24 protein-coding genes are annotated in these 25,124 nt (G+C 65.0%); 9 read left to right on the forward strand and 15 right to left on the reverse strand.

What is annotated here, in order from left to right:
• The first annotated feature begins 227 nt into the window (after nucleotides 1-227).
• The 5 genes from JQ592_RS03440 to JQ592_RS03460 all read left to right on the forward strand — a co-directional run bounded on the left by JQ592_RS03440 (nucleotide 228) and on the right by JQ592_RS03460 (nucleotide 4,770).
• The gene (locus JQ592_RS03440) at nucleotides 228-1,274 is read left to right on the forward strand and encodes a LysR family transcriptional regulator (protein ID WP_211401496.1); all 1,047 of its coding nucleotides are present in this window, start codon (nucleotides 228-230) and stop codon (nucleotides 1,272-1,274) included.
• A 30-nt stretch (nucleotides 1,275-1,304) separates the two neighbouring features.
• Entirely contained in the window at nucleotides 1,305-1,676 is a 372-nt protein-coding gene (locus JQ592_RS03445) for a helix-turn-helix domain-containing protein (protein ID WP_020608151.1), read from the forward strand.
• A 406-nt stretch (nucleotides 1,677-2,082) separates the two neighbouring features.
• Complete coding sequence (locus JQ592_RS03450) at nucleotides 2,083-3,432, forward strand: L,D-transpeptidase family protein (protein ID WP_211401497.1); 1,350 nt, start codon at nucleotides 2,083-2,085, stop codon at nucleotides 3,430-3,432.
• Nucleotides 3,433-3,552: 120 nt separating this feature from the next.
• Complete coding sequence (locus JQ592_RS03455) at nucleotides 3,553-4,368, forward strand: enoyl-CoA hydratase (RefSeq protein WP_211401498.1); 816 nt, start codon at nucleotides 3,553-3,555, stop codon at nucleotides 4,366-4,368.
• Nucleotides 4,369-4,488: 120 nt separating this feature from the next.
• Nucleotides 4,489-4,770 (forward strand): hypothetical protein, encoded by a 282-nt coding sequence (locus JQ592_RS03460; protein WP_211401499.1) that lies wholly within the window; start codon nucleotides 4,489-4,491, stop codon nucleotides 4,768-4,770.
• A gap of 44 nt (nucleotides 4,771-4,814) precedes the next feature.
• Here the strand turns inward: JQ592_RS03460 and JQ592_RS03465 are convergent, their stop codons facing one another.
• The 3 genes from JQ592_RS03465 to JQ592_RS03475 form a co-directional block, all read right to left on the reverse strand.
• Nucleotides 4,815-5,894 (reverse strand): isocitrate/isopropylmalate dehydrogenase family protein, encoded by a 1,080-nt coding sequence (locus JQ592_RS03465; protein WP_211401500.1) that lies wholly within the window; start codon nucleotides 5,892-5,894, stop codon nucleotides 4,815-4,817.
• Between the two features lie 109 nt (nucleotides 5,895-6,003).
• Complete coding sequence (locus JQ592_RS03470; protein WP_211401501.1) at nucleotides 6,004-7,071, reverse strand: alcohol dehydrogenase; 1,068 nt, start codon at nucleotides 7,069-7,071, stop codon at nucleotides 6,004-6,006.
• 147 nt (nucleotides 7,072-7,218) lie between these two features.
• Nucleotides 7,219-8,415 (reverse strand): CaiB/BaiF CoA transferase family protein, encoded by a 1,197-nt coding sequence (locus JQ592_RS03475; protein WP_211401502.1) that lies wholly within the window; start codon nucleotides 8,413-8,415, stop codon nucleotides 7,219-7,221.
• A 196-nt stretch (nucleotides 8,416-8,611) separates the two neighbouring features.
• Here JQ592_RS03475 and glgA point away from each other — a divergent pair, with 196 nt between their 5' ends.
• On the forward strand, nucleotides 8,612-10,027 hold the full coding sequence (glgA, locus tag JQ592_RS03480) for a glycogen synthase GlgA (RefSeq protein WP_211401503.1): 1,416 nt from the start codon (nucleotides 8,612-8,614) through the stop codon (nucleotides 10,025-10,027).
• A gap of 329 nt (nucleotides 10,028-10,356) precedes the next feature.
• Here glgA and JQ592_RS03485 read toward each other — a convergent pair whose 3' ends face one another.
• Complete coding sequence (locus JQ592_RS03485) at nucleotides 10,357-11,301, reverse strand: oxygenase MpaB family protein (protein ID WP_211401504.1); 945 nt, start codon at nucleotides 11,299-11,301, stop codon at nucleotides 10,357-10,359.
• 92 nt (nucleotides 11,302-11,393) lie between these two features.
• A complete protein-coding gene (locus JQ592_RS03490) occupies nucleotides 11,394-12,542 on the reverse strand; it encodes a patatin-like phospholipase family protein (RefSeq protein ID WP_211401505.1) in 1,149 nt (382 codons plus the stop codon).
• Nucleotides 12,543-12,741: 199 nt separating this feature from the next.
• Here JQ592_RS03490 and JQ592_RS03495 point away from each other — a divergent pair, with 199 nt between their 5' ends.
• Complete coding sequence (locus JQ592_RS03495) at nucleotides 12,742-13,629, forward strand: LysR family transcriptional regulator (RefSeq protein ID WP_211401506.1); 888 nt, start codon at nucleotides 12,742-12,744, stop codon at nucleotides 13,627-13,629.
• Between the two features lie 199 nt (nucleotides 13,630-13,828).
• Here JQ592_RS03495 and JQ592_RS03500 read toward each other — a convergent pair whose 3' ends face one another.
• Nucleotides 13,829-14,545, reverse strand: a complete 717-nt coding sequence (locus JQ592_RS03500) for a peroxiredoxin-like family protein (RefSeq protein ID WP_211401507.1) — start codon at nucleotides 14,543-14,545, stop codon at nucleotides 13,829-13,831.
• Between the two features lie 81 nt (nucleotides 14,546-14,626).
• Nucleotides 14,627-14,911, reverse strand: a complete 285-nt coding sequence (locus tag JQ592_RS03505) for a hypothetical protein (RefSeq protein ID WP_211401508.1) — start codon at nucleotides 14,909-14,911, stop codon at nucleotides 14,627-14,629.
• Between the two features lie 237 nt (nucleotides 14,912-15,148).
• On the opposite strand from JQ592_RS03505, the gene JQ592_RS03510 reads away from it, so the two are divergent.
• Entirely contained in the window at nucleotides 15,149-15,628 is a 480-nt protein-coding gene (locus JQ592_RS03510; RefSeq protein ID WP_211401509.1) for a cupin domain-containing protein, read from the forward strand.
• 160 nt (nucleotides 15,629-15,788) lie between these two features.
• Nucleotides 15,789-16,997, forward strand: coding sequence for an MFS transporter (locus JQ592_RS03515; RefSeq protein ID WP_211401510.1), 1,209 nt, complete (start codon nucleotides 15,789-15,791; stop codon nucleotides 16,995-16,997).
• On the opposite strand, the gene ccoS is transcribed toward JQ592_RS03515, so the two are convergent.
• The 8 genes from ccoS to ccoN all read right to left on the reverse strand — a co-directional run bounded on the left by ccoS (nucleotide 16,987) and on the right by ccoN (nucleotide 24,912).
• Nucleotides 16,987-17,154 (reverse strand): cbb3-type cytochrome oxidase assembly protein CcoS, encoded by a 168-nt coding sequence (ccoS, locus tag JQ592_RS03520; RefSeq protein WP_008138466.1) that lies wholly within the window; start codon nucleotides 17,152-17,154, stop codon nucleotides 16,987-16,989. The two genes, JQ592_RS03515 and ccoS, sit on opposite strands and share 11 nt — an antisense overlap.
• Nucleotides 17,154-19,343, reverse strand: coding sequence for a cation-translocating P-type ATPase (locus JQ592_RS03525; protein ID WP_211401511.1), 2,190 nt, complete (start codon nucleotides 19,341-19,343; stop codon nucleotides 17,154-17,156). Before JQ592_RS03525 ends, ccoS begins: the two co-directional genes overlap by 1 nt.
• Nucleotides 19,344-19,354: 11 nt before the next feature.
• Complete coding sequence (locus JQ592_RS03530) at nucleotides 19,355-19,840, reverse strand: FixH family protein (protein ID WP_211401512.1); 486 nt, start codon at nucleotides 19,838-19,840, stop codon at nucleotides 19,355-19,357.
• 16 nt (nucleotides 19,841-19,856) lie between these two features.
• Nucleotides 19,857-21,323, reverse strand: coding sequence for a cytochrome c oxidase accessory protein CcoG (ccoG, locus tag JQ592_RS03535; RefSeq protein WP_211401513.1), 1,467 nt, complete (start codon nucleotides 21,321-21,323; stop codon nucleotides 19,857-19,859).
• Nucleotides 21,324-21,458: 135 nt separating this feature from the next.
• A complete protein-coding gene (gene ccoP / locus JQ592_RS03540; protein ID WP_211401514.1) occupies nucleotides 21,459-22,331 on the reverse strand; it encodes a cytochrome-c oxidase, cbb3-type subunit III in 873 nt (290 codons plus the stop codon).
• Nucleotides 22,332-22,337: 6 nt separating this feature from the next.
• The gene (locus JQ592_RS03545; protein WP_018646866.1) at nucleotides 22,338-22,502 is read right to left on the reverse strand and encodes a cbb3-type cytochrome oxidase subunit 3; all 165 of its coding nucleotides are present in this window, start codon (nucleotides 22,500-22,502) and stop codon (nucleotides 22,338-22,340) included.
• Between the two features lie 13 nt (nucleotides 22,503-22,515).
• Complete coding sequence (ccoO, locus tag JQ592_RS03550; protein WP_211401515.1) at nucleotides 22,516-23,250, reverse strand: cytochrome-c oxidase, cbb3-type subunit II; 735 nt, start codon at nucleotides 23,248-23,250, stop codon at nucleotides 22,516-22,518.
• Nucleotides 23,251-23,262: 12 nt separating this feature from the next.
• A complete protein-coding gene (gene ccoN, locus JQ592_RS03555; protein WP_211401516.1) occupies nucleotides 23,263-24,912 on the reverse strand; it encodes a cytochrome-c oxidase, cbb3-type subunit I in 1,650 nt (549 codons plus the stop codon).
• Between the last annotated feature and the right edge of the window lie 212 nt (nucleotides 24,913-25,124).

Genomic DNA, 25,124 nt, shown 5'->3' on the forward strand with positions numbered 1-25,124 from the left:
CCATTGCGGACAGCGCCGACAATCCCGCAGCCATCTCAAGGCTCGCAACGGAACTCACGCGACACCCCTCAATTCGGGCGATCGTCTGCCCGATTCCCAGCCAGTAGCCGCACCCAAATACCACTCGAGAGGCAGTAAGGATGACGTTCAAAACTCGTCACCCCGCAACCCGCCGTGGTTGTGGTTTGCGCCAGATTCTGCCAGTTTAGCCGCCTGAAGGGACTTGTATGCACTCCTTGGCGGAAAGGGGCGTTCCTCCAGAGGAACGCCTAAAGACAAATCTCAGCGGCCTCTCCGATTGGGATGCGGCGCGCATCTTCCTGGAAGTCGTCCGCTGTCGAAGTTTCCGCTCGGCGGCCGAACGGCTGTCGCTGTCGATCAACGCCGTGCGCCGCCGTATTGACGATTTCGAGCGCCAGACCGGCACCACCCTGTTCACCCGCGACGTCCACGGCACTCATCTGACCGACGAGGGTGCGCTCGTCGTGTCCGCCGTCGAGCGTATGGAAGCCGCCGCCTTCGACGTGTTGCGCACCAGCGATTCGACCGGCAATGCCCTGTCGGGCGAGGTCCGTGTCGCCGTCACCGAGGGTCTCGGCACGTTCTGGCTCGCCCCGCGGCTGGTCGAATTCCAGCAGGCCTATCCGAAGATCCTGGTCGACCTGCATTGCGCGATGCGCTCGGCCGACGTCTCGCGCCACGAGGCCGACGTCGCCATCCACCTGTCCCGGCCTTCTGCGCTCGACGTCAAGCTGGTGCGGCTCGGCCGCATGCATCTGATGTTCTGGGCTTCGGAGAAATACCTCGAGAAATACGGCACGCCGCGCTCGGCCCATGAATTGATCAAGCACCGCCTGGTGCTGCAATTCGCCGACCAGCTCGCCGCCAAGGAGACTTTTGAGAGCTTCTTCCCAGGCGTTCAGGAACGTGACCTTCTGGTCATGAAGACGAACGTCTCAAGCGCCAACTACTGGGCGGTCGCGAATGGCGCCGGAATCGGCGTATTCCCGAGTTACGCCATTGCGCTTGGCGGGAAGTTGATTCCACTGGAGGTCGAATTGAACCGACCGCTGGATATCTGGTTGTCTTACCATCCCGGTAGCGGCCGCATCCCGCGCGTACGGCACATGATTGACTGGCTGATCGAGGCTTTCAATCCGGCTCGCTTCCCGTGGTTTAAGGAAGAGTTCGTGCACCCGCATGAATTCAAGGACTCGTATATGGGCGAACCCCTGACCCAGCTCTTCGGGGGATTTTCAACCGAAGAACGGTGAGAAACGACTATGAAAACAGCGGCGAAAAGAATGAAGCAGCGCAGTGCCGGCAAGCCGGACATTGAGCTTGGCAAGCGGATCCGTCTGCGGCGCGTCGAGATGAAGATCTCGCAGGCCGAGCTCGGTGAAAAGCTCGGCGTGAGCTTCCAGCAGGTCCAGAAATACGAGAAGGGCGTCAATCGCGTCGGCGCAGCCCGCCTGCAGCAGATCGCCTCCGCCCTCGACGTGCCCGTGACCTTCTTCTACGACGGCGACAACAAGGCACGCGAAGTCGAAAGCCTGCTCTTCCTCGACTCGGCTTTCAGCCTCCGCCTGCTGCGCGCCTACAGCAAGATCAAGGATCAGACGGTCCAGCGTCAGCTCGTCTCGCTGATGGAATCGATCGCGGCCAACGAAAGCTGAGCTGATCGACGGCCTAGCCTTGACGGCCAACGTTCAATCCGCCGCGTCGCGGGGGCGCGGCCGGATTGGACGAGATCGACTGGATCAGATCTTCTGAACCAGATTTGGCCCGCGCGCGGTCCGCGCGTGGCCTTCTTTTTTCGGGGCGGCCTGACCGCCCCTTTTTCTTGCCCTTTTCCCTTCCCCCATCGCGGTTTTCGCGAACCCATTCCGGCCTTGCCGCGACCCAATCGAGAGACTCCGCGGGCGGACGCGCGGAGCTTTCGACTGCCGTGCTTAATGGGACCTCAACACCGGTGCCCTAATTTTCCGCCGATTTCACGAATCGGCGCACGCAGCCCGGCGGCCGAAAATTGCCAATGCGAGTGCCCGTCCGGGCCTCGCTCTCTTGGGGAAGATGGGACACATGTCGAAACGCCATGCGATGATCATTGCCGTCGGCGTGCTCGCCAGCGCCTCTGCGCTCGCGCAAACCGAGACCGTTGGACAGGCCACGCCCAAGCCGGCGACGGCCGGTACAGTGCCGGCCGCGGCTAGCCCTTCCCACGCAGCCGCGCCGAAAACCGCCACGACACCCGCCTCGACGCCGGAGAGCCGTTCGGCCACGGCGCTCGCGTTGACGCACGAGCCGACCTATGACGAAGGTTCCGCCCAGCGCATCAAGGAGGCCGCGTTCAGCTATTCCGCGCTCGCCGTGCGCGGCGGCTGGCCGACGATCCCCGCGGATGCCAAATTCGCGCTCGGCGTCCAGGGCACGAGCGACGATCTCCTGCGCAAGCGGTTGATCCTCTCCGGCGATCTTTCCGCCGAGAAGGCCAGCGGCGCCTTCGACCAGGATCTCGCCGACGCGGTGAAGCGCTTCCAGGCCCGCCACGGCCTCGCGCCGACCGGCACGGTGTCGCCGCGCACGCTGGCGGCGATGAACGTCTCGGTGCAGAAGCGCATCCGCCAGCTCGAGGCCTCGCTCGAGCGGCTCGAGAACATGAATTTCGGCTTCGGCCAGCGCTATGTCGTGGTCAACATCCCCGCCGCCTTTGCCGAAGCGGTCGAGAACGACGTCGTGGTGCGGCGCTATCGCGTCATCGTCGGCAAGACCGAAAAGCCCTCGCCGACGCTGACGGCCCAGATCACCAGCGTCGTCCTCAACCCGACCTGGACGGTGCCGGCTTCGATCGCCAAGACCGAGATCTCGGCGCATATGCGCAAGGACCCGACCTATTTGTCACGCATGCACATGGAGGTGCTCGACGCCCACGACAATCCGATCGATCCGCATTCGGTCGACTGGTCGGGCACGCACACGCCGAACTTCACGGTGCGCCAGCACAACGGCACCTTCAACGCGCTCGGCGCCGTCAAGATCGACATGCCGAATTCCTATTCGGTCTATATGCACGACACCAACCAGCGCAATTTGTTCAGCAACGACTACCGCTTCGATTCCCACGGCTGCTCGCGCGTCGACAATGTGCGCGATCTCGCCGCCTGGCTGCTCAAGGACCAGCCGAAATGGAGCCGCGCCGCGATCGACGCGGAGATCGCCAGCGGCCAGCACCTCGAGGTCGCCATGGCGAAGAAGGTGCCGGTGGCCTGGATCTATCTCACGGCGTGGATGACCAAGGACCAGACCATCCAGTTCCGCAACGACGTCTATAACCAGGACGAGCAGCTGCTGGAGGCGACGGCCGAAGAGGCGGCGTTCTTCGGCAACGCCGCCGGCCATCCGCTGACCGCGCACATGCATGTGATGCAATAGGCGCTTCTCGCGCCATGCAATCGCGGCGCAGGCGGATGCAAAGCCGCATCCCTTGCCGCGGTTGACCCCGGCCTCAGCCCGGCCGCACATTGCGCTCGGTTCACAACACGCGAGCGCGCGATGCCCGATATTTCCAGTGAAAAATCCTACGCCGACGGCAAGATCCTCCAGCACGCCACTGACGGCGTCGGCGTGATCACGTTCAACAATCCCGACAAGCGCAACGCGATGTCGCTGGAGATGTGGGAGGGATTTGGCGAGGCGCTGACGGCCTTGCGCGACGACGACGCCGTGCGGGTCGTTATCCTGCGCGGCGCGGGCGGCAAGGCGTTCGTCTCAGGGGCCGACATCAGCCAGTTCGAGAAAAACCGGCACAATGCCGCCGCGTCCGAGGAATACGCCAGGCGCAGCGTCGCCCAGCGCGCGCTGCTTGCCGACTATCCGAAGCCGACCATCGCCTGCATCCAGGGTTTTTGCCTCGGCGGCGGCATGCAGGTCGCCATGCTCGCCGACATCCGCCTCGCCTCGCGGGACAGTCAGTTCGGCATTCCCGCCGCAAAACTCGGCATCGCCTATGGCTTCGACGGCTTGCGGCACCTGGTGTCGCTGGTCGGCCCATCCTGGGCGCGGCTTCTGATGTACACGGGCATGCGCATCGATTCCGCCGAGGCGCTGCGTATCGGCCTCGTCGAGCGCGTGTTCCCGGAGGGCGAGCTCTGGGGCGAGACCATGGCGATTGCCGCGACAATCTCGCAGAACGCCCCGCTCGCGATCAAGGCCGCCAAGATCACCATCGCGCAGGTCTTGAAGGACGAGAGCGCACGCGACATGGACGCGATCAAGGCGATCGGCACCGCATGCATGGACAGCGCGGATTTCCGCGAGGGCCGGCAGGCCTTCATGGAAAAGCGCAAGCCGCAGTTCCAGGGCAAATGAACTTAGAACAATTGAAGCTGAACCCTCATTCAGGAAGATTAAATTCCTCCCCCGCCCGCACCGCCATAGCAACCAACTGATCCGTCGCAAGTTCTTCCGCCACCAATGAGGGAGAGTGCGATGAAACTCAAATCTGCTGTTCTCGGTCTGGTTGCGCTGGGCGGCGCCGCGCTGGCGTCAGGGCAAGCGCTCGCGGCGATGCCGAACGGCATTCCGCAGGCCGACCGGATCGCGAGCGGGCCGGCCGCGAACATCGATCAGGTCCGCATGGTTTGCAATGCCTGGGGCCGCTGCTGGTGGCGACCGAACTATTACGGTGCCTATGGCTACTACGGCCCGCGCCGCTTCTACGGGCCACGGCCATATGGCTATTACGGCCACCGCCACTGGCGTCGCTGGTAGACGACGAAGGGGCCCCGAGGGCCCTTTTCACGCACGCGCGTTGACTACAGCGCTCCCAGCACTGCCTTCGTGATGTCGGCGGTGCCATTGCTGCCGCCGAACTCCATCGGCTTGATGCCACCGGCATAGACCTGGTCCACCGCGCGCTCGATGGTCTCGCCGGCTTCCGCCGCACTCTCCACGCCATGCTTCTCGGCGAGCCAATCCAGCATCATCGCGGCCGACAGGATCATGCCGGTGGGGTTGGCCTTGCCCTGCCCCATGATGTCAGGCGCGGTGCCGTGGCAGGGCTGGAACACGGCATATTTGTCGCCGATGTCGGCCGACGGCGCCATGCCGAGACCGCCGATCAGGCTCGCGGTGATGTCGGAGACGATGTCGCCGAACATGTTCTCCATCACCATCACGTCGAAATCCCAGGGACGCTTGACCAGCATCGCCGAGCAGGCATCGACATAGAGCCGGTCGGTCTTCACATCAGGATGCTTCTTCTCGATCTCGTCGAAGATGCCGCGGAAGAACGCAAAGGCCTTGAACACGTTCGCCTTGTCGACACAGGTGAGTGCGCCCGGCTTGCCGCGCGCCTTGCGCCGCTCGGCGAGGCGGAACGAGAACTCGAACAGGCGCTCGGACGTCCGGCGCGTGATCACCATGGTCTCGCGCGCATCCTCGTGGGTGACGACGCCCTTGCCCATCGAGGCGAACAGACCCTCGGTGGATTCGCGGATCACGACGAGATCGATGCCGCGCGTGTCCGCGCCGACGATCGGACTCGGCACGCCGGGAATGAGCCGCGCCGGCCGGACCCCGGCATAGAGATCGAAGATGAAGCGCAGCTCGATCTGCGGCGCGATCTCGGTATTGTCGGGGTAGCGCACCGACGGCAGGCCGCAGGCGCCCAGCAGGATCGCATCCGCCTCCTCGCAGAGCTTGATCGTCGTATCAGGCATCGACTTGCCGGTGGCGAGATAATTGTTGGCACCGGCCGGGGCCTCGGTGAAGCGAAAGCCGAGACCGGATTTGTCGCCGACCTTGCGCAGCACCTCGAGCGCCGGCGCCATGACTTCGGGACCGATGCCGTCACCGGCGAGCACGGCAATGTGGAAGGCGTTGTTTGCGGACATGGGGGTTCCTGTAGCGGATGCGTCATCCCGGGGCGGCTCGAAGAGCCGAACCCGGGATCTCGAGATTCCGGGTTCGGTCCTGCGGACCGCCCCGGAATGACAGAAGAAACTACGGCGTCAGCACGGTGCGGCCGACCACTGCGCCCTGCTGCAATTGCACCAGCGCGTCGTTGGCCTTGGCGAGCGGTGCCGTCGTCACCGGGATCGGCGGCACTTTCTTGGTGCGGACGAGGTCGAGCAGATCCTGCGTTTCGCGCAGGTTTCCGACATAGCTGCCCTGGATCGTCACCGCCTTGATCGGGATCAGCGGCAGCGCCCAGGTCGCGCCGCCGCCGAACAGGCCGACGATGACGAGCTTGCCGCCCTTGGTCAGGCAGTCGAAGCCGAGCTGTGTCGTGGCGGAGTTGCCGACGAGGTCGATCACGGCGCGGATCGGCCCGCCCGCCTTCTTCGCAAGCTGCTCCAGCGCATCCGGCGCCTTGGGATCGACGGTCGCGAGCGCGCCGGCCTTCTCGGCCGCCTCGCGCTTCTTGGCGTCGATGTCGACCATGATCGCGCCCTTGCCGCCCATCGCCTTCAACAGCGACAGCGCCATCAGGCCGAGGCCGCCGGCGCCGAACATCACGATCGGCGTGTCGAAATGCTGCTCGACCTTCTTCAGCGCACTGTAGGTGGTGACGCCCGAGCAGGCATAGGGCGCGGTCGTCGCGGGATCGAGGCCTTTCAGATTGAGCAGGTAGCGCGGATGCGGCACCAGCATGTGGTCGGCATAACCGCCGTCGCAATAGACACCGAGCGAGCGCGGCGTCAGGCACATGTTCTCGTCACCGCCGAGGCACGTCGCGCATTTGCCGCAGCCGATCCAGGGATAGACCAGGCCGACATCGCCTAGCTTCAGGTCGCCCTGGTCGGTCGGCTTCACGTCGGGGCCGAAGGCGAGGACTTCGCCGACGGTCTCATGGCCCATGGTCAGCGGCAGGTTGATGCCGCGATCCTTCAGCGACAGCGGCTTGCGGCCGTGACCGAGATCATAGCCGCCTTCCCAGATGTGGAGGTCGCTGTGGCAGACGCCGGCGGCCTTCACCTTGATCAACACCTGCGTGCCCGAGGGCTGCGGCGTCGCCTCGTCGAACTCCTGCAGCGGCGCCTTGAAATCGGCAACCTTGAAACTCTTCATCGGAATCCTCCCGGCATGCTTCTTGTCGTCACGTCCACCATGCCATGCCCGGGGGAGCGAGACAAACTCGCTCCTGTCTAGTTTACGGCGATCGAGGATGGCAATCCGGCGGCGCGCAGGGCCGCATTGCTTGCGGCACGAAGCCGTTCAGCCCTGCACGGCCGTTTTGCCTGACGGAATTGCAGCATCGCTCGCAAGGCCGATCTCGTCGCGCAATGCCTCCGTGTGCGCGCCGAGCATGGACACCGTCTTGGCCGGCGTCGTATCGGCCCCCGACATCCGGAACGGCAGGTTGAGCACCCTAAACGCGCCGCCCTCGTCCCGCACCTCGGAGAGCGCCTGGCGATGCGCAAGCTGCGGATCGGCCAGCGCCTCTGACACGGTGCGATAGGCCGAGGCCGGTACGCCCGCGGCGCCAAGCGCGAGGAGGCATGCATCGGTCGAAAGCTGCCGCGACCAGACCTCGACGCCGTCCATCAACGCCGCCCAGTTCGCGCGGCGCGGCGCGTAGGTGGCGAAGCGTGGATCGGAGACCCATTCGGGGCGGCCGATCACGCCCATCAGCGCCTGGAACGTCTTCTCGCTCGCGACCGTGATCATGACATAGCCGCTGGCCGTCTCGGTCGGTCCGAACATCGGGCGCGGCGGCAGCGTCACCGCGAATTGCGAGCTCTGCAACTCGGTCAGGGTCAAGGTCAGCATCGATTCCAGCATGGAGACGTCGATGTGCTGGCCGCGCCCGGTCACGGTGCGCTGATAGAGTGCGGACGCGATCGCGCCAAAACCGTAGGTGCCGGTGACGACGTCGGCGTGATAGATGCCGCAATAGTCCGGCCTGTGACGGCCGGGCTGGTAGGCGAGATGCGCCATGTCGTAGCCGGAGGCGGCATGGATCACCGGCGCATAGGCCGGCAGTTCGGCCGAGGGGCCGGTCTGGCCGTAACCTGAAATCGAGCAGTAGATCAGCTTCGGGTTGACTTGACGCAGCCTGTCATAGTCGAGGCGCAGCCGGTGCATCACGCCGGGGCGGAAGTTCTCGACCAGGATGTCGGCGGTCGCGGCCAGCCGGTAGACGGCGTCCCTGCCATCCTCGGATTTGAGGTCGAGCACCAGGCTCTTCTTGCCGACATTGAGCTGGCCGAACGCGGTGCTGCAGCCCTTGCGCAGCGGTGGCCGGGTCCGCATCGTCTCCCCGCCGTCGGTCTCGATCTTGATGACCTCGGCGCCCATGTCGGCTAGCATGCGCGCGCAATGGGGACCGGCGATCGTGGTCGAAAAATCCAGGACCCGCAGGCCCGCGAAAGCCTTTGTCGTCGTCCCCTCATGCTTGTCTGGTAACTGCATGCGTGCCGCGTCTCCCTGGGGTCCCCTTAGGAACCGTGGATGTTCTCTCTTGTTGGTGCGGCGACCCTAGAGGGCAGCGGCCGAGTAGGAAAGTCTTTACCGAACAGAGGCGTCCTGCGGGAGGCTTGAGAATTTCCGAGGCAACTGGACCCGTTCTTGCATAGCAGCAAACGGGATCGGATGAGGGCAGCAGTTCTTGAGGGTCTTGTTCGTTACGACAGAGATGGACGACTTCGTCCGCGTCGGCGGACTCGGAGCCGTTTCCGCCGCCCTCCCCCGAGCGCTACGTCCCTTCGCCGATATCCGGATCATGCTGCCCGGCTATCGCGACATCATCGAGCAGCTCACGCATATCCAGATTGTCGGCCGCTGCCCGGCGTTCGCGGAGATGCCGGCCTGCTCGCTCGGCCGAGCCGCGACCAAGGACGGGCTGCCGGTCTATGTGCTGTTGTGCTCGCAGCTCTACGACAGGCCCGGCAATCCCTATGGCGATGAGTCCGGGCGCGACTGGCCCGACAACGATATCCGCTTCGCGCGCTTCGCCTCGGCAGCCGCTGAGCTGGCCATGGGCAAGCTGGACAAGAATTGGGCAGCAGACCTGGTCCATGCCAATGATTGGCAGGCTTCGCTCGTACCGGCCTATCTCGCCTGGCGCGGCGCCAAGCTGCCGTCGATCCTGACCATTCACAATCTCGCCTATCAGGGCCTCTTCCCGAAGGAGGCGCTGCGGCGGATCGGCGCACCGGAGAGCTCCTTCCATATCGACGGCGTCGAGTTCTACGACCAGGTCTCCTTCCTCAAGGCGGGCCTCGTCTACGCTTCGCATCTCACCACTGTCAGCGGCACCTATGCGCGCGAGATCACCACGGCCGAATTCGGCTGCGGCCTCGAGGGCCTGCTCCGCCTGCGCTCGGATGCGGCCGAGCTCACCGGCATCCTCAACGGCATCGACGAGAGCTGGGACCCGCGCTATTGCGCGCAGCTCGCCCAGCAGTTCGGCGCCGGCGACTGGGTCGGCAAGAAGGCCAATGCGGATTATGTGCGCAAGCAGTTCGGGCTTGCGGTGTCGCGCGGACCGATGTTCGGCATCGTCGCCCGTCTCGTGCACCAGAAGGGCATCGACCTCGTGCTGGCGGCGGCTGACGAGATCATCGATGCCGGCGGGCAGATCGTGGTCACCGGCTCCGGTGAGCCGGCGCTCGAGCAGGCGCTTATCAACGCCCATCGCCGCCGTCCCGATGCCATCGGCGTCGCGATCGGCTTCAACGACGCCCAGGCGCGGCGCATCTTTGCCGGCAGCGATTTCACCTTGATGCCGTCGCGGTTCGAGCCCTGCGGCCTCAGCCAGATGTACGCCCAGCGCTTCGGCTCATTGCCGATCGGTCACCAGACCGGCGGCCTTGCCGAGACCATCAGCGACGGCGAGACCGGCTTCTTGTTCTCAAAACCCTCGCACGAATCCTTCCTCGGCGGCGTCCGCCGCGCCTTCTCGGCCTTCATGGCGCAGGATCAGCTCGACACCATGCGCCGCAGCGCCATGGGACGATCGTTCTCCTGGAGCATCTCGGCCAGCAGCTACAGCGCGCTGTACCGGAAGCTGGCGTCGGCGTGAGGCGCGACGGCGCTTCGGCACACTCCGTCATTGCGAGCGAAGCGAAGCAATCCAGAATCTTTCCGCGGAGGGATTCTGGATTGCTTCGCTGAGCCTGTCATCGGGCCGCGCTTTGCGCGGACCCGGTGGCTCGCAATGACGAGGAGGAGAAAGTTGCGCGCCCCACTCTCCTCTCGTGCCCCGGACGCAGCGCAGCGCGTCGCCCTTGCGACGTGGTGCGCTGCTGAGCCGGGGCCCATTCTGCACAGGAACTCGTGGTCTCTGGGTCCCGGCTCTGCGCTGCAATGCTAACGCATTGCAGCTTGTCCGGGACACGGTGAGAGCGAGCGCTAGCGACGCGCATCCATTTGCGGCCGGCCGATCCAGGCACGGTTGAGGCAGCGGGTCATCCAGTCGGGCTGCGCTTCACCCCGCAGCCGCGCCTGCGCTTCCTGATAGGGACCGACATAGCGCAGCCTGTCAGGCAGTTTCGGATAGACGCGCCTGATCCATCGTAGCGCATTGTCGGCGGATCTGACGTCGCGCTCGTCGAGCTCAAAACCAAAACCCGCGCGCAAGCGCTCCGGTAACATCCCTGCGGTGAGCGCGCGATACCAGCGCGGCGGACGCAACCACGGACGCGCGCCCGTGAAGATCTGCGTTGCGATCTCGCGTGCCGCCGTGCTGACCGTCAGCGTGTCCGATTGCATCATCGCCGCGGTGTAAGCGGCGAAGCCGGACCAATCCGCCGGCAGGTCATCCGCCGTCAGTCCGAACAGCGCGCCGAACGTGCGACTCTCGGCCCAATACCGCTCGCGCTCCTCCGCCGAGAGCGGCGGCAGGACGAGATCATGCGCCATCAGGGCGGTGTCGACCAGCGTGGCGTGAACCCAGCGCAGCGCTGGAATGTCGTTAGCACAATAGCGCGAGCCCACCGCGAACGGACCGACCGTCTCGGGCATCTCGCCGACGATCATCCCGTGGCGCCGGTGCAACTGCCGGGACGACAGCAAGGCACGGTCGAGCGAGCCGAACACCATGGCGAAGACGATGTCGAAGGTGCGATGGAAGCGACCGATCGGATCGGCAAAGGTGGTGGAATGCTCGGCGATGGCGGCGGCGACCCAGGGGTGGGCGAGTTGCAGCAGCAGCGCGCGACCGGCGCCGAGAAAGTTCACGGCCTCCCGGTCGATCCGCCAGGTGATCGTGTCAGGACCGAACACGCCGGCAACCGGGTCCGCCGCGTCAGCGCGGAGCTGATCGAGTGCCGCTTCAAGATCCTTCTCAACGACCACGTGCGAGTCTCGCGACGAAGATGCCGCGATAATAGCCCAGACCGCGCGCTCGCGACATCGTCACCGCCCGAAACAAACGACGGACGAGGCCCTCACTCCGCCGCAATCGGCATCTCGTCCGTATGCTCGTGCAACACCACGCCGGCGAGCGGATCGAACTCGCCGATCCAGGGTTTGCGCGCCAGCACCGATCGCGTGTGAGCGTAGCCGGCATGCCAGCGCCGCGTGATCCCCGACGGGCTGAAGTCGATATCCTTGGTATGGGTCTCGTGCTCGAGCTGCGGCGCCAGCAGCCGCACCACATGCATGCGGGTCGAGCAGCCGTAGCTCATCAGTTCCCTCACCGCGGGATCATTCAGCTCGCTCTCGGGCAGCCGCGCCGCGAGCTGGTTGATGACATGGCGGAGGCGATGAGCCTGCTGCTGTCGCACGATCTGGCTTGCGATGCGGCTGGAATATTGCACGTCCTTGTGCCGGTTCAGCACCTCCGCCATCGTGGTCGGCTCCGGCCCGACGGGATTCCAGAGATGCACGGAGAAGATCAGCGAATCCCTGCGCGGATTGTCGTCGAACACCGCTTCGGTCGGCGTGTTCGACAAGATGCCGCCGTCCCAATAGAGCTCGCCGTCGATGCGCACCGCCGGGAAAGCCGGCGGCAGCGCGCCCGAGGCCATGATATGCTTGACCGTCAGCTCGCCGTCGCGGCTGTCGAAATAGCGCATTTCGCTGGTGCCGACATGAGCCGCACCGACCGTCAGGCGCGGCGCGCAGCGATTGGCCAGATCGAAATCGACCAGCTCGCTCAGCGTCTCCTCCAGCGGCGCGGTCGAATAGAAGCCGGCGTGATCGGCGCCCAGCGGATAGGAATCGCCGGCATGCGCGAGCGGATTGGGCCGGAAGAATCCTGGAATGCCGTGGGTCACCGTCGACCAGTAGGCCAGCTTCTCGTTGAAGCCGGGAAACGTGGCGCGCCAGTCCCAGACCGGCTGCTGCTCCATCCGCTTCCAGAACTCCCTCAAGCGCGCCAGCCGGTGCTCCCTTGCGTTGCCCGCAATGAGGCTCGCATTGATCGCGCCGATCGACGTGCCGATGATCCAGTCCGGCTCGATGCCGGCTTCGTGCAATGCCTGGTAGACCCCGGCCTGGTACGAGCCGAGCGCGCCGCCGCCTTGCAGCACGAGCACGACCTGCCCCGGCAGGTCCATACCTTTACGCTGCAAATTGTCCTGCATGCCGTTCATGTCTCGCTCCTGTCGAGCCTATGGTTATCATTCGTCAGGCGTAAGGCCATTGTTACGTCCTGCTAGTCTCGGCGATTGTCGGGCCTTTTGGAAATGCCGGCTGGCTTCCATAACCATACGCATGCGCTATTGAGCCCGGGATGTCATTCCCTGTCCGGATCGGCTAGATTTGAGGCCGTTCCAGCTGGGGAGCCGATCCATGGAAATGCATCAGGTCCGCTATTTCCTCGCGGTGGCGCAGCTGTTGAATTTTACGCGCGCCGCCGAGGAATGCAACGTGACGCAGCCATCGCTGACGCGCGCGATCAAGCAGCTCGAGGCCGAGCTCGGCGGCGACCTGTTCCGCCGCGAACGCCCGGCTGCCCAGTTGACTGAGCTCGGCCAGCGCATGCATCCGCTCTTGAAGCAGTGCTATGACGCCGCCACCGGCGCGCGCTCGCTCGCCTCCTCGTTCAGGAGCGGCGAGATCGGCGCGCTGCGCATCGCGCTGACGCATTCGATCGACCTGGCGCTGCTGATCCCACACCTGAACGCGATCAGACGCCAGTTCAACCGGCTTGAATTCCGCTTCCTACGCGGGACCAGCCGCGAAGTCGGCGAATTCCTGAAGAAGGGCGAAGCCGAGCTCGGCATCGCCGCCGAGATCGACGAAGCCTGGGACCGGCTCGACGTCTGGCCGCTGTTCACGGAAGACTTCGATCTCGTCGTCAGCAGGAAGCACCGTCTTGCCGGACACGACACGGTCGAGCCGGATGATTTGCGCGCGGAGCAATTGCTCGGCCGGAATTACTGCGAGCATTCCAGGCGTATCTCCGCGAACCTGCGCGAGCACGGCATCGACATCGATCATGGCCACGAGATTTCGAGCGAGCGTGATCTGATAGAACTGGTGGAAGCGGATATCGGCATCGCCATGATGCCACATACTTCACCGGTACCGGAGAGTCTGAAACGCACCGCAGTCACCGGCCTCGATGCGCGCCGCACCGTCAGCCTTTACGGCGTCGCCGGCCGGCAGCGCACGGCCGTCGCCAATGCGGTGATGCGGATGCTGCGCGGCGCGGACTGGCGGGAGATCGCCGGGTAGCAGATGGAGCGCTCTTGCACCACGCGAGATGCGCAATGCTGTGCCCTCGCCCCTTGTGGGAGAGGGCAGCGACGCTGGCAGACGCAGACTCGCTTGGGTGAGGGGTATGTCTCCGCGAGCATCAGTGCACGCGGAGAGACACCCCTCATCCGGCGCTTCGCGCCACCTTCTCCCGCAAGGGGAGAAGGGGAAAAGAAGCTCAATTCTCCCGGCTCGCGCGCTCCAGCGCTTCGATTAGATCATCGATCTCCATGCGCTTGCGGAAGTCGGGGTCGACAAAACGCGCCTTGACGATCCCGTCGCGGCCGACGACGAACACGGCGGGGATCGGCAGCATCCAGCCGTCGTTGCCGTGGAACTTCGCCATATCCTGATAGGACAGCAGGCGCTGGATCTCGGCGCCGAGCCAGATCGCGAGATTGAGCGACAGCGCATAGCCGTTGTCGAGATCGGTCAGGATCGGAAACGGCGCGCCGGAGTCGGCCTTGACCTGCCTTGTGTATTCTTGCGTCTCCGGCATGATCGCGACGACCAGTGCGCCCATCGCCTTGATGCGCTCCTGCGCCTGCACCACGGCACGGACATTGAGCCGGCAATAAGGGCACCAGTGTCCGCGGAAGAACATCACGGCGACGGGGCCTTGCTCCAGGAGCGCAGGCAGCGCGACCAGACTTCCACTTTCATCCGGCAGCATGAATGGCGGCATCGCATCGCCAGGGCGCGGCGCGGTCTCGCCGCCGCCGTTCCCGCTCAAGCGAGTCACCAGGCGATCGACCGCCTCGCCATAGGCCGGAAACACCTCGCGGCTGGCATCGGCATAGGCCCGAAGCTGCTCGTTCAGCGTTCCCTCCATGTCGCGGCAGCGCTGGAAGGCGAGCCTCAGTCGATCGGCGTCGGCTGGTGAGAGAGACGTCATCTTCCGCTCCGGCGTTCAGGGGCGAATACTAGTTTCCAGATCCGGCCGCCCGCAAGGGGCGGCCGTCGCGCGAGGACGGGTTCAGTTCACGTAGAAATTGCCGGTGGGATCGAGCCGCCCCGAGGTGGAGTACAGCGACCCGTTGTCCATGAAGAAGACGGTGTTGTCCGGCACCTTCTTGGCGTTCTTCATCATGGCCTCGTGGTTCTTCTCGGCCGGGGCCATGGCCATCGCCGACATCTTGCCGGGTCCGCCATAGACATAGGCCATGCCGGCCTTGAAGTCCCAGGAGGCCTGCGAGAAAGCCGATGTGGCGATCACCGCGAAGGCGGCGGTAAAGATCAGGGTTTTGGACACTTTCGTCATGGGATGCTCCTCCGGATCGACGTGAACGCCCGCCAATCGGGCGCCCTGTCATCGGACGCCTGATCCTCCGGAAGCGGAAATGCCGTTGCCCAATCGGTTCGATAGCCGCCGCGCATCAACATAGCGCCGGGCTATCGCATCGAAAGCAAGCCGGCATTTCAACGAAGACGCGATCTCGACGAAGCTCCTGCCATAGCCGGCGACCATCACGGTTGCGGCCAACAGAGGAGATTTTCCATGTCTAGGCATCTCACAGTGTCGCGCGTGGTTTGGACAGGCGTTGCCATTCTCGGGGCGCTGACATTTGCAACGCCGGTGCTTGCCGGCGAATGCCCGGCCGGCAAGATCAAGCCGAACGCGCAGCAGATGGTCGACTATAAGCCGGTCGGCGTCACCGACGTCACGCTCGGCGCGATCGATCTCGGCAAGCAGCCCGCCCATATCGAGGGCCGCGAGTTGCGCTTCCGCAAGCTGACCATCGCGCCCGGCGGCATCGTGCCCTGGCACAGCCATGACGACCGCCCCGCGCTGATCTTCGTGCAGCAGGGCGAGATCGTCGAGTACGCCTCCAACTGCGTCGATCCGATCGTGCACAAGGCCGGCGACATCCGCCCCGAAGTCTACGGCACCTCGCATTGGTGGAAGAACCTCGGCAAGGAGACGGTCATTCTCTATGTCGGCGACGTCCGCAAGGATCCGAACGACCATCACATGTGACGAGCGCCCCAGCCCCGTCATTCCGGGGCGATGCGCAGCATCGAACTACGGTGCGCAATTGCGCACCTGAGAATCTCGAGATTCCGGGTCTGGTGCTCCGGGCCGCTTTGCGGTCCCGTTCGCACCAGCCCGGAATGACAGATCAACGGAGAGCCACGCCATGACCGATCTTTCCGCTCCCATCAAACCGGCCGCGATGACGATGGAGACGCACTCGCCAGGCCTTGTGCTTCGCTCGCTCGTGATCGGCCTCACCGCATTCCTGACCGTCGTCGATCTCTTCGCAACGCAGGCGATCCTGCCCTCGCTGACGCGGCACTACGGCGTCACACCCGCAGCGATGGGCTTTGCCGTCAACGCCAGCACCTTCGGCATGGCGGCAGCCAGTCTCGTCGTCGGCTTCTTCAGCCCGCACATCAACAGGCGCACCGGCATCCTGCTCAGCCTGACGCTGCTGGCAATCCCCACCAGCCTGCTGGCCTCGGCACCAAATCTTGCCGTCTTCACCGCCCTGCGGGTCGCGCAGGGCCTGTGCATGGCCTCCGCCTTCGCGCTCACCCTCGCTTATCTCGGCGAGCAATGCAGCGCCGCGGACGCCGGCGGCGCCTTTGCCGCCTACATCACCGGCAATGTCGCCAGCAACCTCATTGGCCGGCTGATCTCGGCGGCGGTCGCCGACAGCCTCGGCCTCGCCTGGAATTTCTATTTCTTCGCAGCGCTCAATCTGGCCGGCGCGGTGCTGGTCTATTTCACGATTCGACGCGTGCAGCCGATGCATGCGATGATGCCGGCGGCTTCGCCCCTTTCCGCCACCATCGCGCATTGGCGCAATCGGCGGCTGCGCGCCGCCTTCGGCATCGGCTTCTGCATCCTGTTCGCCTTCATCGGCACCTTCACGTTCGTCAATTTCGTGCTGGTCCGGCCGCCGCTGTCGCTCGGCATGATGGATCTGGGCCTCGTCTATCTCGTCTTCCTTCCGTCCGTCGTCACGACGCTTCTGGCCGGCAAGATGGCTGCGCGTCTGGGAACGCGGCCCACGATCTGGGGCGCGCTCGCTGTCGCCGGCCTCGGCCTGCCCTTGATGCTGGCGCCGCATCTCGGCGGCGTGCTCGCCGGCATGGTCCTGGTCGGCGTCGGCACGTTCTTCGCACAGGCCGCCGCAACCAGCTTCGTCGGACAGGCCGCAACCGGCAACCGCGGCATCGCCAGCGGGACCTATCTTGCGTGCTACTTCGGCGGCGGGCTGGTCGGCACGGCCGTGCTCGGGCGATTGTTCGACAGTTTCGGCTGGTACGCCTGCGTCACAGGTGTCGGCGCGGCCCTCGCGCTCGCGGCCCTGCTCACCTTCGCCCTGAAGCCTAGCGCTTGACCGGAGCTTCCTGCGGCGGCTCGTCGTCGGCGATGGCACGCCAGGCGGCACCGTCGAGATCGTCGTACTGGCCGCTTCGGAGCGACCAGAGGAAGGCGACGAGACCGGCGCCTCCGAGCATCAAGGCGAGCGGCACCAGGATGACCAGGATCTCCATCACACGATCTCCCGCGAGGCGCTGCGGGCGCGCAGCGAGTTCAGCATGACCAGGATCGACGAGCCGCTCATGGCGGCCGCCGCAATCAGGGGCGTCACGATGCCGCTGATCGCAACCGGCACGGCGAGCACATTGTAGCCGATCGCGAGCCAGAGGTTCTGCCGCATCAGATGCAGCGCCTTGCGCGACGCATCGATCGCGGCGACGACGGGAGCCAGCGGCCGGCCGAGGAAGACGAGGTCGGCGGTCGCCTGGCTCAAATGCGCGGCCGAGATCGGCGACATCGAGATATGGGCTGCGGCCAGCGAGGGCGCGTCGTTCATGCCGTCGCCGACCATCAGCACCTTCATGCCGCGCCGCTTCAATTCCTCGATCCGCGCGATCTTGTCGGCCGGCGTGACGCCGGCGCGCCACTCGGGAATGGACAGGACGTGCGCTGCCGCCTTCACGGCCGGCTCGCGGTCGCCGGAGAGTATCTCGATGCCGATGTTGCGCGCCTTCAGCGCCGCGATCACGGCCTGCGCGTCCGGACGCAGTCCCTGGCGCACCGTAAGGATGAATTTTTCAGTCCCCTTGCTGAAGGCCACGATCGAGGCCTCGGGATCGAGAGTGACGCTTCCGACCTGCGCCTCGGCACCGCAAAAGGACGGACGCCCCAAGCGGATCTCGACGCCGTCGACCACCGCTCGCACGCCCTGCCCGGCTTCCTCGACCGCGCCGACAACAGGCGATCTGGCGCCGGCAGCCTGCGCCACCGCGGCGGCGACCGGATGATGGCTCGACAGCGCGAGGCGCCCGGCGAGCTCGAACACGTCGGCGGGGATATCGGCCGCGTTCATCACTTCGAGATCGGGCAGCGTCAGCGTGCCGGTCTTGTCGAAGATGACATGGTCGGCTTCCGCCAGCCGCTCGATCGCATCGCCCGCATTGAGCAGCACACCTGCCTTGAACATCGCGCCCGAGGCCACCGTCTGCACCGTCGGGATCGCGAGCCCCAGCGCGCAGGGACAGGTGATGATCAGCACGGCAACGCCGGTCACGATCGCATCGTGCCAGGACGCACCCGCGATGACCCAGCCGAGAATGGTCAGCAGCGCGGTCGCGTGCACCACCGGCGCGTAGAGCCGCGAGGCACGGTCGGCGAGCCGCATGTAGCGCGAGCGGGCCTGGAGCGCGTTGTCGAGCAGCCGCGTGATCTCGGCGAGCAGCGTCGCCTCGGAGGCCGCCGAGACCCGCACCCGCAGCGTGCCGGAGATATTCATCGAGCCCGCATAGACCGGCGTGCCCTGCTCGGCCGTGACATAGAGCGTTTCGCCGGTGATCAGGCTCTGGTCGATCTCGGAACGGCCCTCGATCACGGTGCCGTCGACCGCACAGCGCTCGCCGGGCCGCAGCAGCACGATGTCGCCGGGATAGATCGCCGCCACCGGCACCTGCGAGATCTCGTCAGGCCCGACGAACTTGGCCGCGGTCTCCGCCTTGAGCGCGGCAAGATTGCCGGCGACCGCGCGGGTCCGCCGCCGCATGTTCTGGTCGAGGAAACGGCCGACCAGCAGGAAGGTCAGCAGCATGATCGCCGCGTCGAAATAGGCGTGCTCGGCGTGGTGGATGGTCTCGACCACGGACATGCCGAGCGCCAGGATCACGCCGATCGAGATCGGCACGTCCATGTTGGTGGTCTTCGCCGACAGCGCGCGCCAGGCCGAGCGGAAGAACGGCTGGCCGGCATAGGCCGCCGCCGGCAGCGCGATCAGCGCCGACAGCCAGTGGAAGAAGTCGCGCTGCTCCGGCAGCATGTCCGAGACGTTGCCCGACCACACCGGGATCGACAGCATCATCACGTTCATGGTGGCGAATGCCGCAACGCCGAGACAGCGCAGCAGGAAGCGGGATTCGGCGACCTCGGCGACTTCCGCACTCTCGGTCTCGAACGGATAGGCCTTGTAGCCGAGCTCTTCGAGCCGGTCGATGAAACGGCCGGGATCGAGCGTGCCCGCCTTCCATTCCAGCGCGACGCGGCGGTCGGTCAGGTTCACGCGCGCCAGCGTAACATCAGGGATGGCGGACAGGCCGCGCTCGATCTTGGCCATGCAGCCGGCGCAGTGAACGCCTTCGACCGCGAGGTCGATATGTTGGAGGCCCGCGCCGGCGTCGCGGACATAGTGAGAGAAATCGCGCGTGACCTGCATGACGAGATCCTTCAGTTCAGGATCACGCGGTTGCGCGAGAGGAACACACGCGCCCCTCGCGTCTCACCCTCGATCACCAGATCCCACTGCCCCGGCGCGACGGACGCGGCATTGCCGCGATAGACGCCGATGCCGGCTTCCGCGAGCTCGACCTGGAGATCGGCGCGCTTGTCGGTCGGCCGCTCCAGACGTCCGCCGAACTTCAATCCGGCGAGCGGCTGTCCGCTCGCATCACGCGCCTCGACCTGGATCGCGGCACCACCGTCGGTGCGGCGCTCGATATGCGCGCTGACCTGCCATTTGCGCGCGGCCTGGTCCTGCGACGCCGAGATCTCGCGCTCATAGGTCAGGCCCGCGGCATAGGGGCTGTCGACATCCGTACCCGGCAGCGTCGCGATCGCGAGCTTCATCATGGTGACGTTGACGCCGATCACGAGGCCGAAGAAGGCGACCAGCATCAGGAGCACCTTGGTTCCGGTCAGCGGCTTGGATGCCATGGCAGTCTCCTGATCCCTACGGCGAGACGAAATTGTCGGTGGCGGAGGCGACTTCGCCGAGGCCGATATCGGTGACGTGGAAGCGCACCGGAATCGACTTCTCCGGATTGTTCTCCGCCGGCGCCGTGACGAGCAACCGCAGCTCGCTCGTGGAATCGCGGGGGATCACGATCATCGGCCGGTCCGGCGTCACCGAATCGACGCCGACGACGTGCACCGTCAGATTGGCCGGGCCGTTGGCGTCGATCGCGATGACGCGGTCGTAGCCGCTCTTGTTCAACAGCCGCACCGTATAGGCGTTGCGGATCGAGCCGTCGCTGAGCTTGACTGCGACCGGATTGCGGTCGTGCAGCACGTTGACGTCGAGCAGGCTGCGCGTCGCCAGCGTGTAGATCATGATGCCGCCGACCGCGGCGATGATCGCGCTGTAGACGATCGTGCGGGCCCGGACGATCCGGTAGATCGGCGCCTTGCCTTCCTGGCGGCGATGGATGTTGATGTCGTTGTCGTAGCCGATCAGCCGCTTCGGCCGGCCGATCTTGGCCATCACGTTGTCGCAGGCGTCGATGCAGAGCCCGCACTGGATACATTCCATCTGCGATCCGTTTCGGATGTCGATGCCGGTCGGACAGACCGCGACGCACTGGTAGCAATCGACGCAATCGCCGACCTGCTGGCCGAGCGCGCGCAGCTCGGCCGCCTTCTTCACCGAGGTGCGCTTCTCGCCGCGGTCGTAGCGGTAGGTGACGTTGAGCGCCCATTCGTCGGTGAGCGCCGCCTGGATGCGCGGCCACGGGCACATATAGGTGCAGACCTGCTCGCGCATGTAGCCGGCGAGCACATATGTCGTTGCGGTGAGGATGCCGATCCAGACATAGGCGATCATCGGCCCCTGGAAGGTGACGAGCTCCTTCACCAGGGTCGGCGCGTCGTTGAAGTAGAGCACCCAGGCGCCGCCGGTCCACCAGGCGATCAGCAGCCAGATCGAATGCTTGAGCACGATCTCGGAGATGCGCTCGAGCTTCATCGGATCGCTCGACGCATCCTTCTTCATCCGCTCGCGCCGGTCGCCCTCGATCAGGCGCTCGACGGCATAGAACAGGTCGGTCCAGACGGTCTGCGGACAGAGATAGCCGCACCAGATGCGGCCGCCGATGGAGTTCATCAGGAACAGCGCCACCGCGGCGACGATCAGCAGGCCCGTGAAGTAGTAGACCTCCTGCGGCCACAGCTCGATGAAGAAGAAATAGAAGCGGCTGTTGGGAAGATCGATCAGCACCGCCTGGCTGGGCGCACCGAGACCGCGATTCCAGCGCACGAAGGGCAGGAAGTAGTAGACGCCGAGGCAGAACGCCATCAGCCCCCATTTGATCCGGCGGAACGTGCCGGAGACGCTCTGGGGATAGACCTTCTTCCGGGCTGCGTAGAGCGGCCCGTAGTCATCGCCCGATATGAGGTCTTTGGGGTTCACGGTCTTGTTCATCGCCTGGAGCTTCTCGAAAAGGTGCGATTAAACCTAGACCCGACACCGCCGCGTCAGTTGATCCAGCTCAAACGGGGGCGTTTTTGTTCGCCCCCGTTTGGACCCATTGTCCGCCGATCGATTACTTGCGATCGATTACTTGCCGCCGCCCAGCGAGTGGACGTAGACCGCCATCGCCTTGATGGTGGCGGGATCGAGCCGCCCCTCCCAGGCCGGCATCACGCCGGCACGGCCCTGGCTGATGGTCTCGATCAGGGCGGCCTCGTCCGAGCCATAGAGCCAGATCTTGTCGGTCAGGTTCGGCGCGCCGAGCTCCTGGTTGCCCTTGCCGCCGTCGCCGTGGCAGGCGACGCAGTTCTCCGCGAAGATCTTCTCGCCCTTGGCGGCATCGAAGCCCTTGCGGGTCGGAAGGCCCGCCAGCGAGCGCACGTAATTGGCGACCGTGACGATCTCGTCGGCCTTCAGCACGCCGTCCTTGCCGAAGGCGAGCATCTGGCCCTCATGCGTCTTGGTGTGGCCGGAACGCGCGCCGAACTGGATGGTCTGCATGATCTGGTCGAGCGTGCCGCCCCACAGCCAGTCGTCGTCGTTCAGGTTCGGGAAGCCCTTGGCGCCGGCACCGCCGGAGCCGTGGCACGGCGCGCAATTGTCGCCGAACACGGTCTTGCCCTTGGCGCGGGCCAGCGCCAGCAGGGCCGGATCCTTCTCGATGTCGGCGAGCGAGGCCGCGCCCAGCGCCACCATCTTGTCGCCCCTGATCTTCTCGAGATTGGCGAGCTCGACCGCGACGTCGGCGCGCGAGGAGTAGCCGAACGCGCCCGTGGTGTTGCTGGCGATCAGCGGCCAGGCGGGATAGACGATCCAGTAGCCGATCGACCAGACGATGGTGAGGTAAAAGCAGATCACCCACCAGCGCGGCAGCGGCGTGTTGAGCTCCTTGATGCCGTCCCACTCATGTCCGGTCGTGGACTTGCCGGTGACGGTATCGACTTCGCTATGATCGGTCATGGTCTCTCACTCCTCCCGCAACGGCAGGCGTGCCGCTTCGTCGAACGCGGCCTTGTTACGGGGCCAAAATGCGTAGGCGATGATCGCGAGAAAGATCGCGACGAACACCGGCGTCCAGATCGTGGTCACGAGTTCGGACGCAAGATTGTGGGCTGTCAGGATGGCTTTCATCGTTGATGCCTTCTCAGCGAAGATTGGCTTTCTCGTTGTAGATCTTGAAGTCGACCAGCGTGCCGAGCATCTGCAGGTACGCGATCAGCGCGTCCATCTCGGTCGGCGTGCCGGTCTTGCCGTCGAAGTTGCGCACCACGGCCTTGGCGTAGCGCTTGCTGAAGGCATCGCCGCCGGCATTGTCCGGATCGGCCTGGGCCTTCAAATCGGCGCCTGCACTGGCGATCTGCTCGTCGGTGTAGGGCACGCCGACGGTCCGCAGCGTGCGCATGTGGTCGGCGATCGTGTCCGGATCCACCTCGTTCTGGCTCAGGAACGGATAGCCCGGCATCACCGACTGCGGCACGATCGCGCGCGGGTTGATCAGGTGGGTAACGTGCCAGTCGTCGGAATACTTGGCGCCGACGCGGGCAAGGTCGGGACCGGTGCGCTTGGAGCCCCACTGGAACGGGTGGTCGAACATGCTCTCGGCGGCGAGCGAGAAGTGACCGTAGCGCTCGACCTCGTCACGCAGCGGCCGGATCATCTGCGAATGGCAGAGATAACAGCCCTCGCGGACGTAGACGTTGCGCCCCGCGAGCTCCAGCGGCGTGTAGGGCCTCACCCCGTCGACCTTCTCGATCGTGCTCTTGAGGTAGAACAGCGGGGTGATCTCGACGAGACCGCCGATCGCGATCACCAAGAGGATGCCGACGACCAGGATGATCGAGTTCTTTTCGAAGATTTGGTGGCGTGTCCAGAACGACATAGCTTTAGCTCCTCATTCCGCCGGCTGAAGAGCGACGGGCATCTGGACTTCCGCCTCGCCGACGCGAACGGTCATCCAGAGATTGTAGGCCATGATCAGCGAGCCGATCAGGAACAGGCCGCCGCCTGCGGCGCGGATGATGTAGAAGGGATGCATCGCCTCGACGGTCTCGATGAAGGAATATTCGAGGAAGCCGAGCGAGGTGTAGGCGCGCCACATCAGGCCCTGGAGGATGCCGGACACCCACATCGCCGAGATGTAGAGAACGATGCCCAGGGTTGCGACCCAGAAGTGCCAGTTGACGAGCTTCAGGCTGTAGAGGCCCTTGCGATTCCAGGCCCACGGCACCAGGCAGTACAGTGCGCCGAAGGAGACGAAGCCGACCCAGCCGAGCGCGCCGGAGTGGACGTGGCCGATGGTCCAGTCGGTGTAGTGGCTGAGCGAGTTGACCACCTTGATCGACATCATCGGGCCTTCGAAGGTCGACATGCCGTAGAAGGCGACGGAGACCACCAGCATGCGAAGCACGGGGTCGGTGCGCAGCTTGTCCCAGGCGCCCGACAGCGTCATCAGGCCGTTGATCATGCCGCCCCAGGAGGGCATCCACAGCATGATCGAGAAGGTCATGCCGAGCGTCTGCGTCCAGTCGGGCAGCGCCGTGTAGTGCAGATGGTGGGGACCTGCCCAGATGTAGAGGAAGATCAGCGCCCAGAAGTGGATGATCGACAGCCGGTAGGAATAGATCGGCCGGTCGGCGCGCTTCGGAATGAAGTAGTACATGATGGCGAGGAAGCCGGCGGTCAGGAAGAAGCCGACCGCGTTATGGCCGTACCACCACTGAAACATCGCATCCTGGATGCCGCCCCAGGCGACGTAGGACTTCGAGCCGAACACCGAGACGGGAAGCGCCGGGTTGTTGCCGAGATGCAGCACCGCGATCGTCACGATGAAGGCGAGATAGAACCAGTTCGCGACGAAGATGTGCGGTTCCTTGCGCTTGATGACCGTGACGAGGAAGACGAGCAGATAGACCACCCAAACGATGGTCAGCCACAGATCGGCGTACCATTCCGGCTCGGCATATTCCTTCGACTGCGTGACGCCGAGCAGATAGCCCGTGCCCGCGACCAGGATGAAGAAGTTGTAGCCGATCACGACGAACCAGGGCGCAAGATCGCCGGCGAGGCGAACGCGGCAGGACTTCTGCACGACGTAGAAGGACGTCGCGATCAGCACGTTGCCGCCGAAGGCGAAGATCACGGCCGAGGTGTGCAGCGGCCGCAACCGGCCGAACTGAATCCAGGGCAGATCGAAGTTTAGTGCGGGCCAGGCCAGCTGCGAGGCGATGATGAGACCGACGAGGAAGCCGGCGATGCCCCAGAACATCGCCATGAAGGAGGAGAACTTGATCGGCCCCATATTGTAGTTGGGGCGGCCGTTGATCTCCGCCGGCGGCAGCGCCGCCGGGCGCTCGAAGTAGCGGTTGATGATGCAGAACACCGCCGCCACGCTCGCCGCCGCGCTGAGCGCGGCATGAAAGGCGAAGGGCGCATCGAGCGCCTTGGCCGAGGCGATCACGCAGAGGAAGGCGGTGGCTGCGAACACGACAGCCAAGCCGCTTTCACCGATGGTCATGGATTTGGAGATGGAGGGCTGGCTCATCGCGGATTCTCTCTGAAAGAACACAGAGCCAGAAACCACATTCACCCTCGCGGGGAATTGATTGAAATCAAGACAGATGGATTTCTGTTAATGTGAGACGGCTGCCAGTTGATGCGCCCTCTCCCCTTGCGGGAGAGGGCAGCGAGGACCGTGCGGCAGACTCACTTGGGTGAGGGGTTGGTTCCGCACGGAGACTTTTTCCGTTGAAGCAG

The sequence above is a fragment of the Bradyrhizobium iriomotense genome (assembly GCF_018129405.1).
GTDB lineage: Bacteria > Pseudomonadota > Alphaproteobacteria > Rhizobiales > Xanthobacteraceae > Bradyrhizobium > Bradyrhizobium iriomotense_B.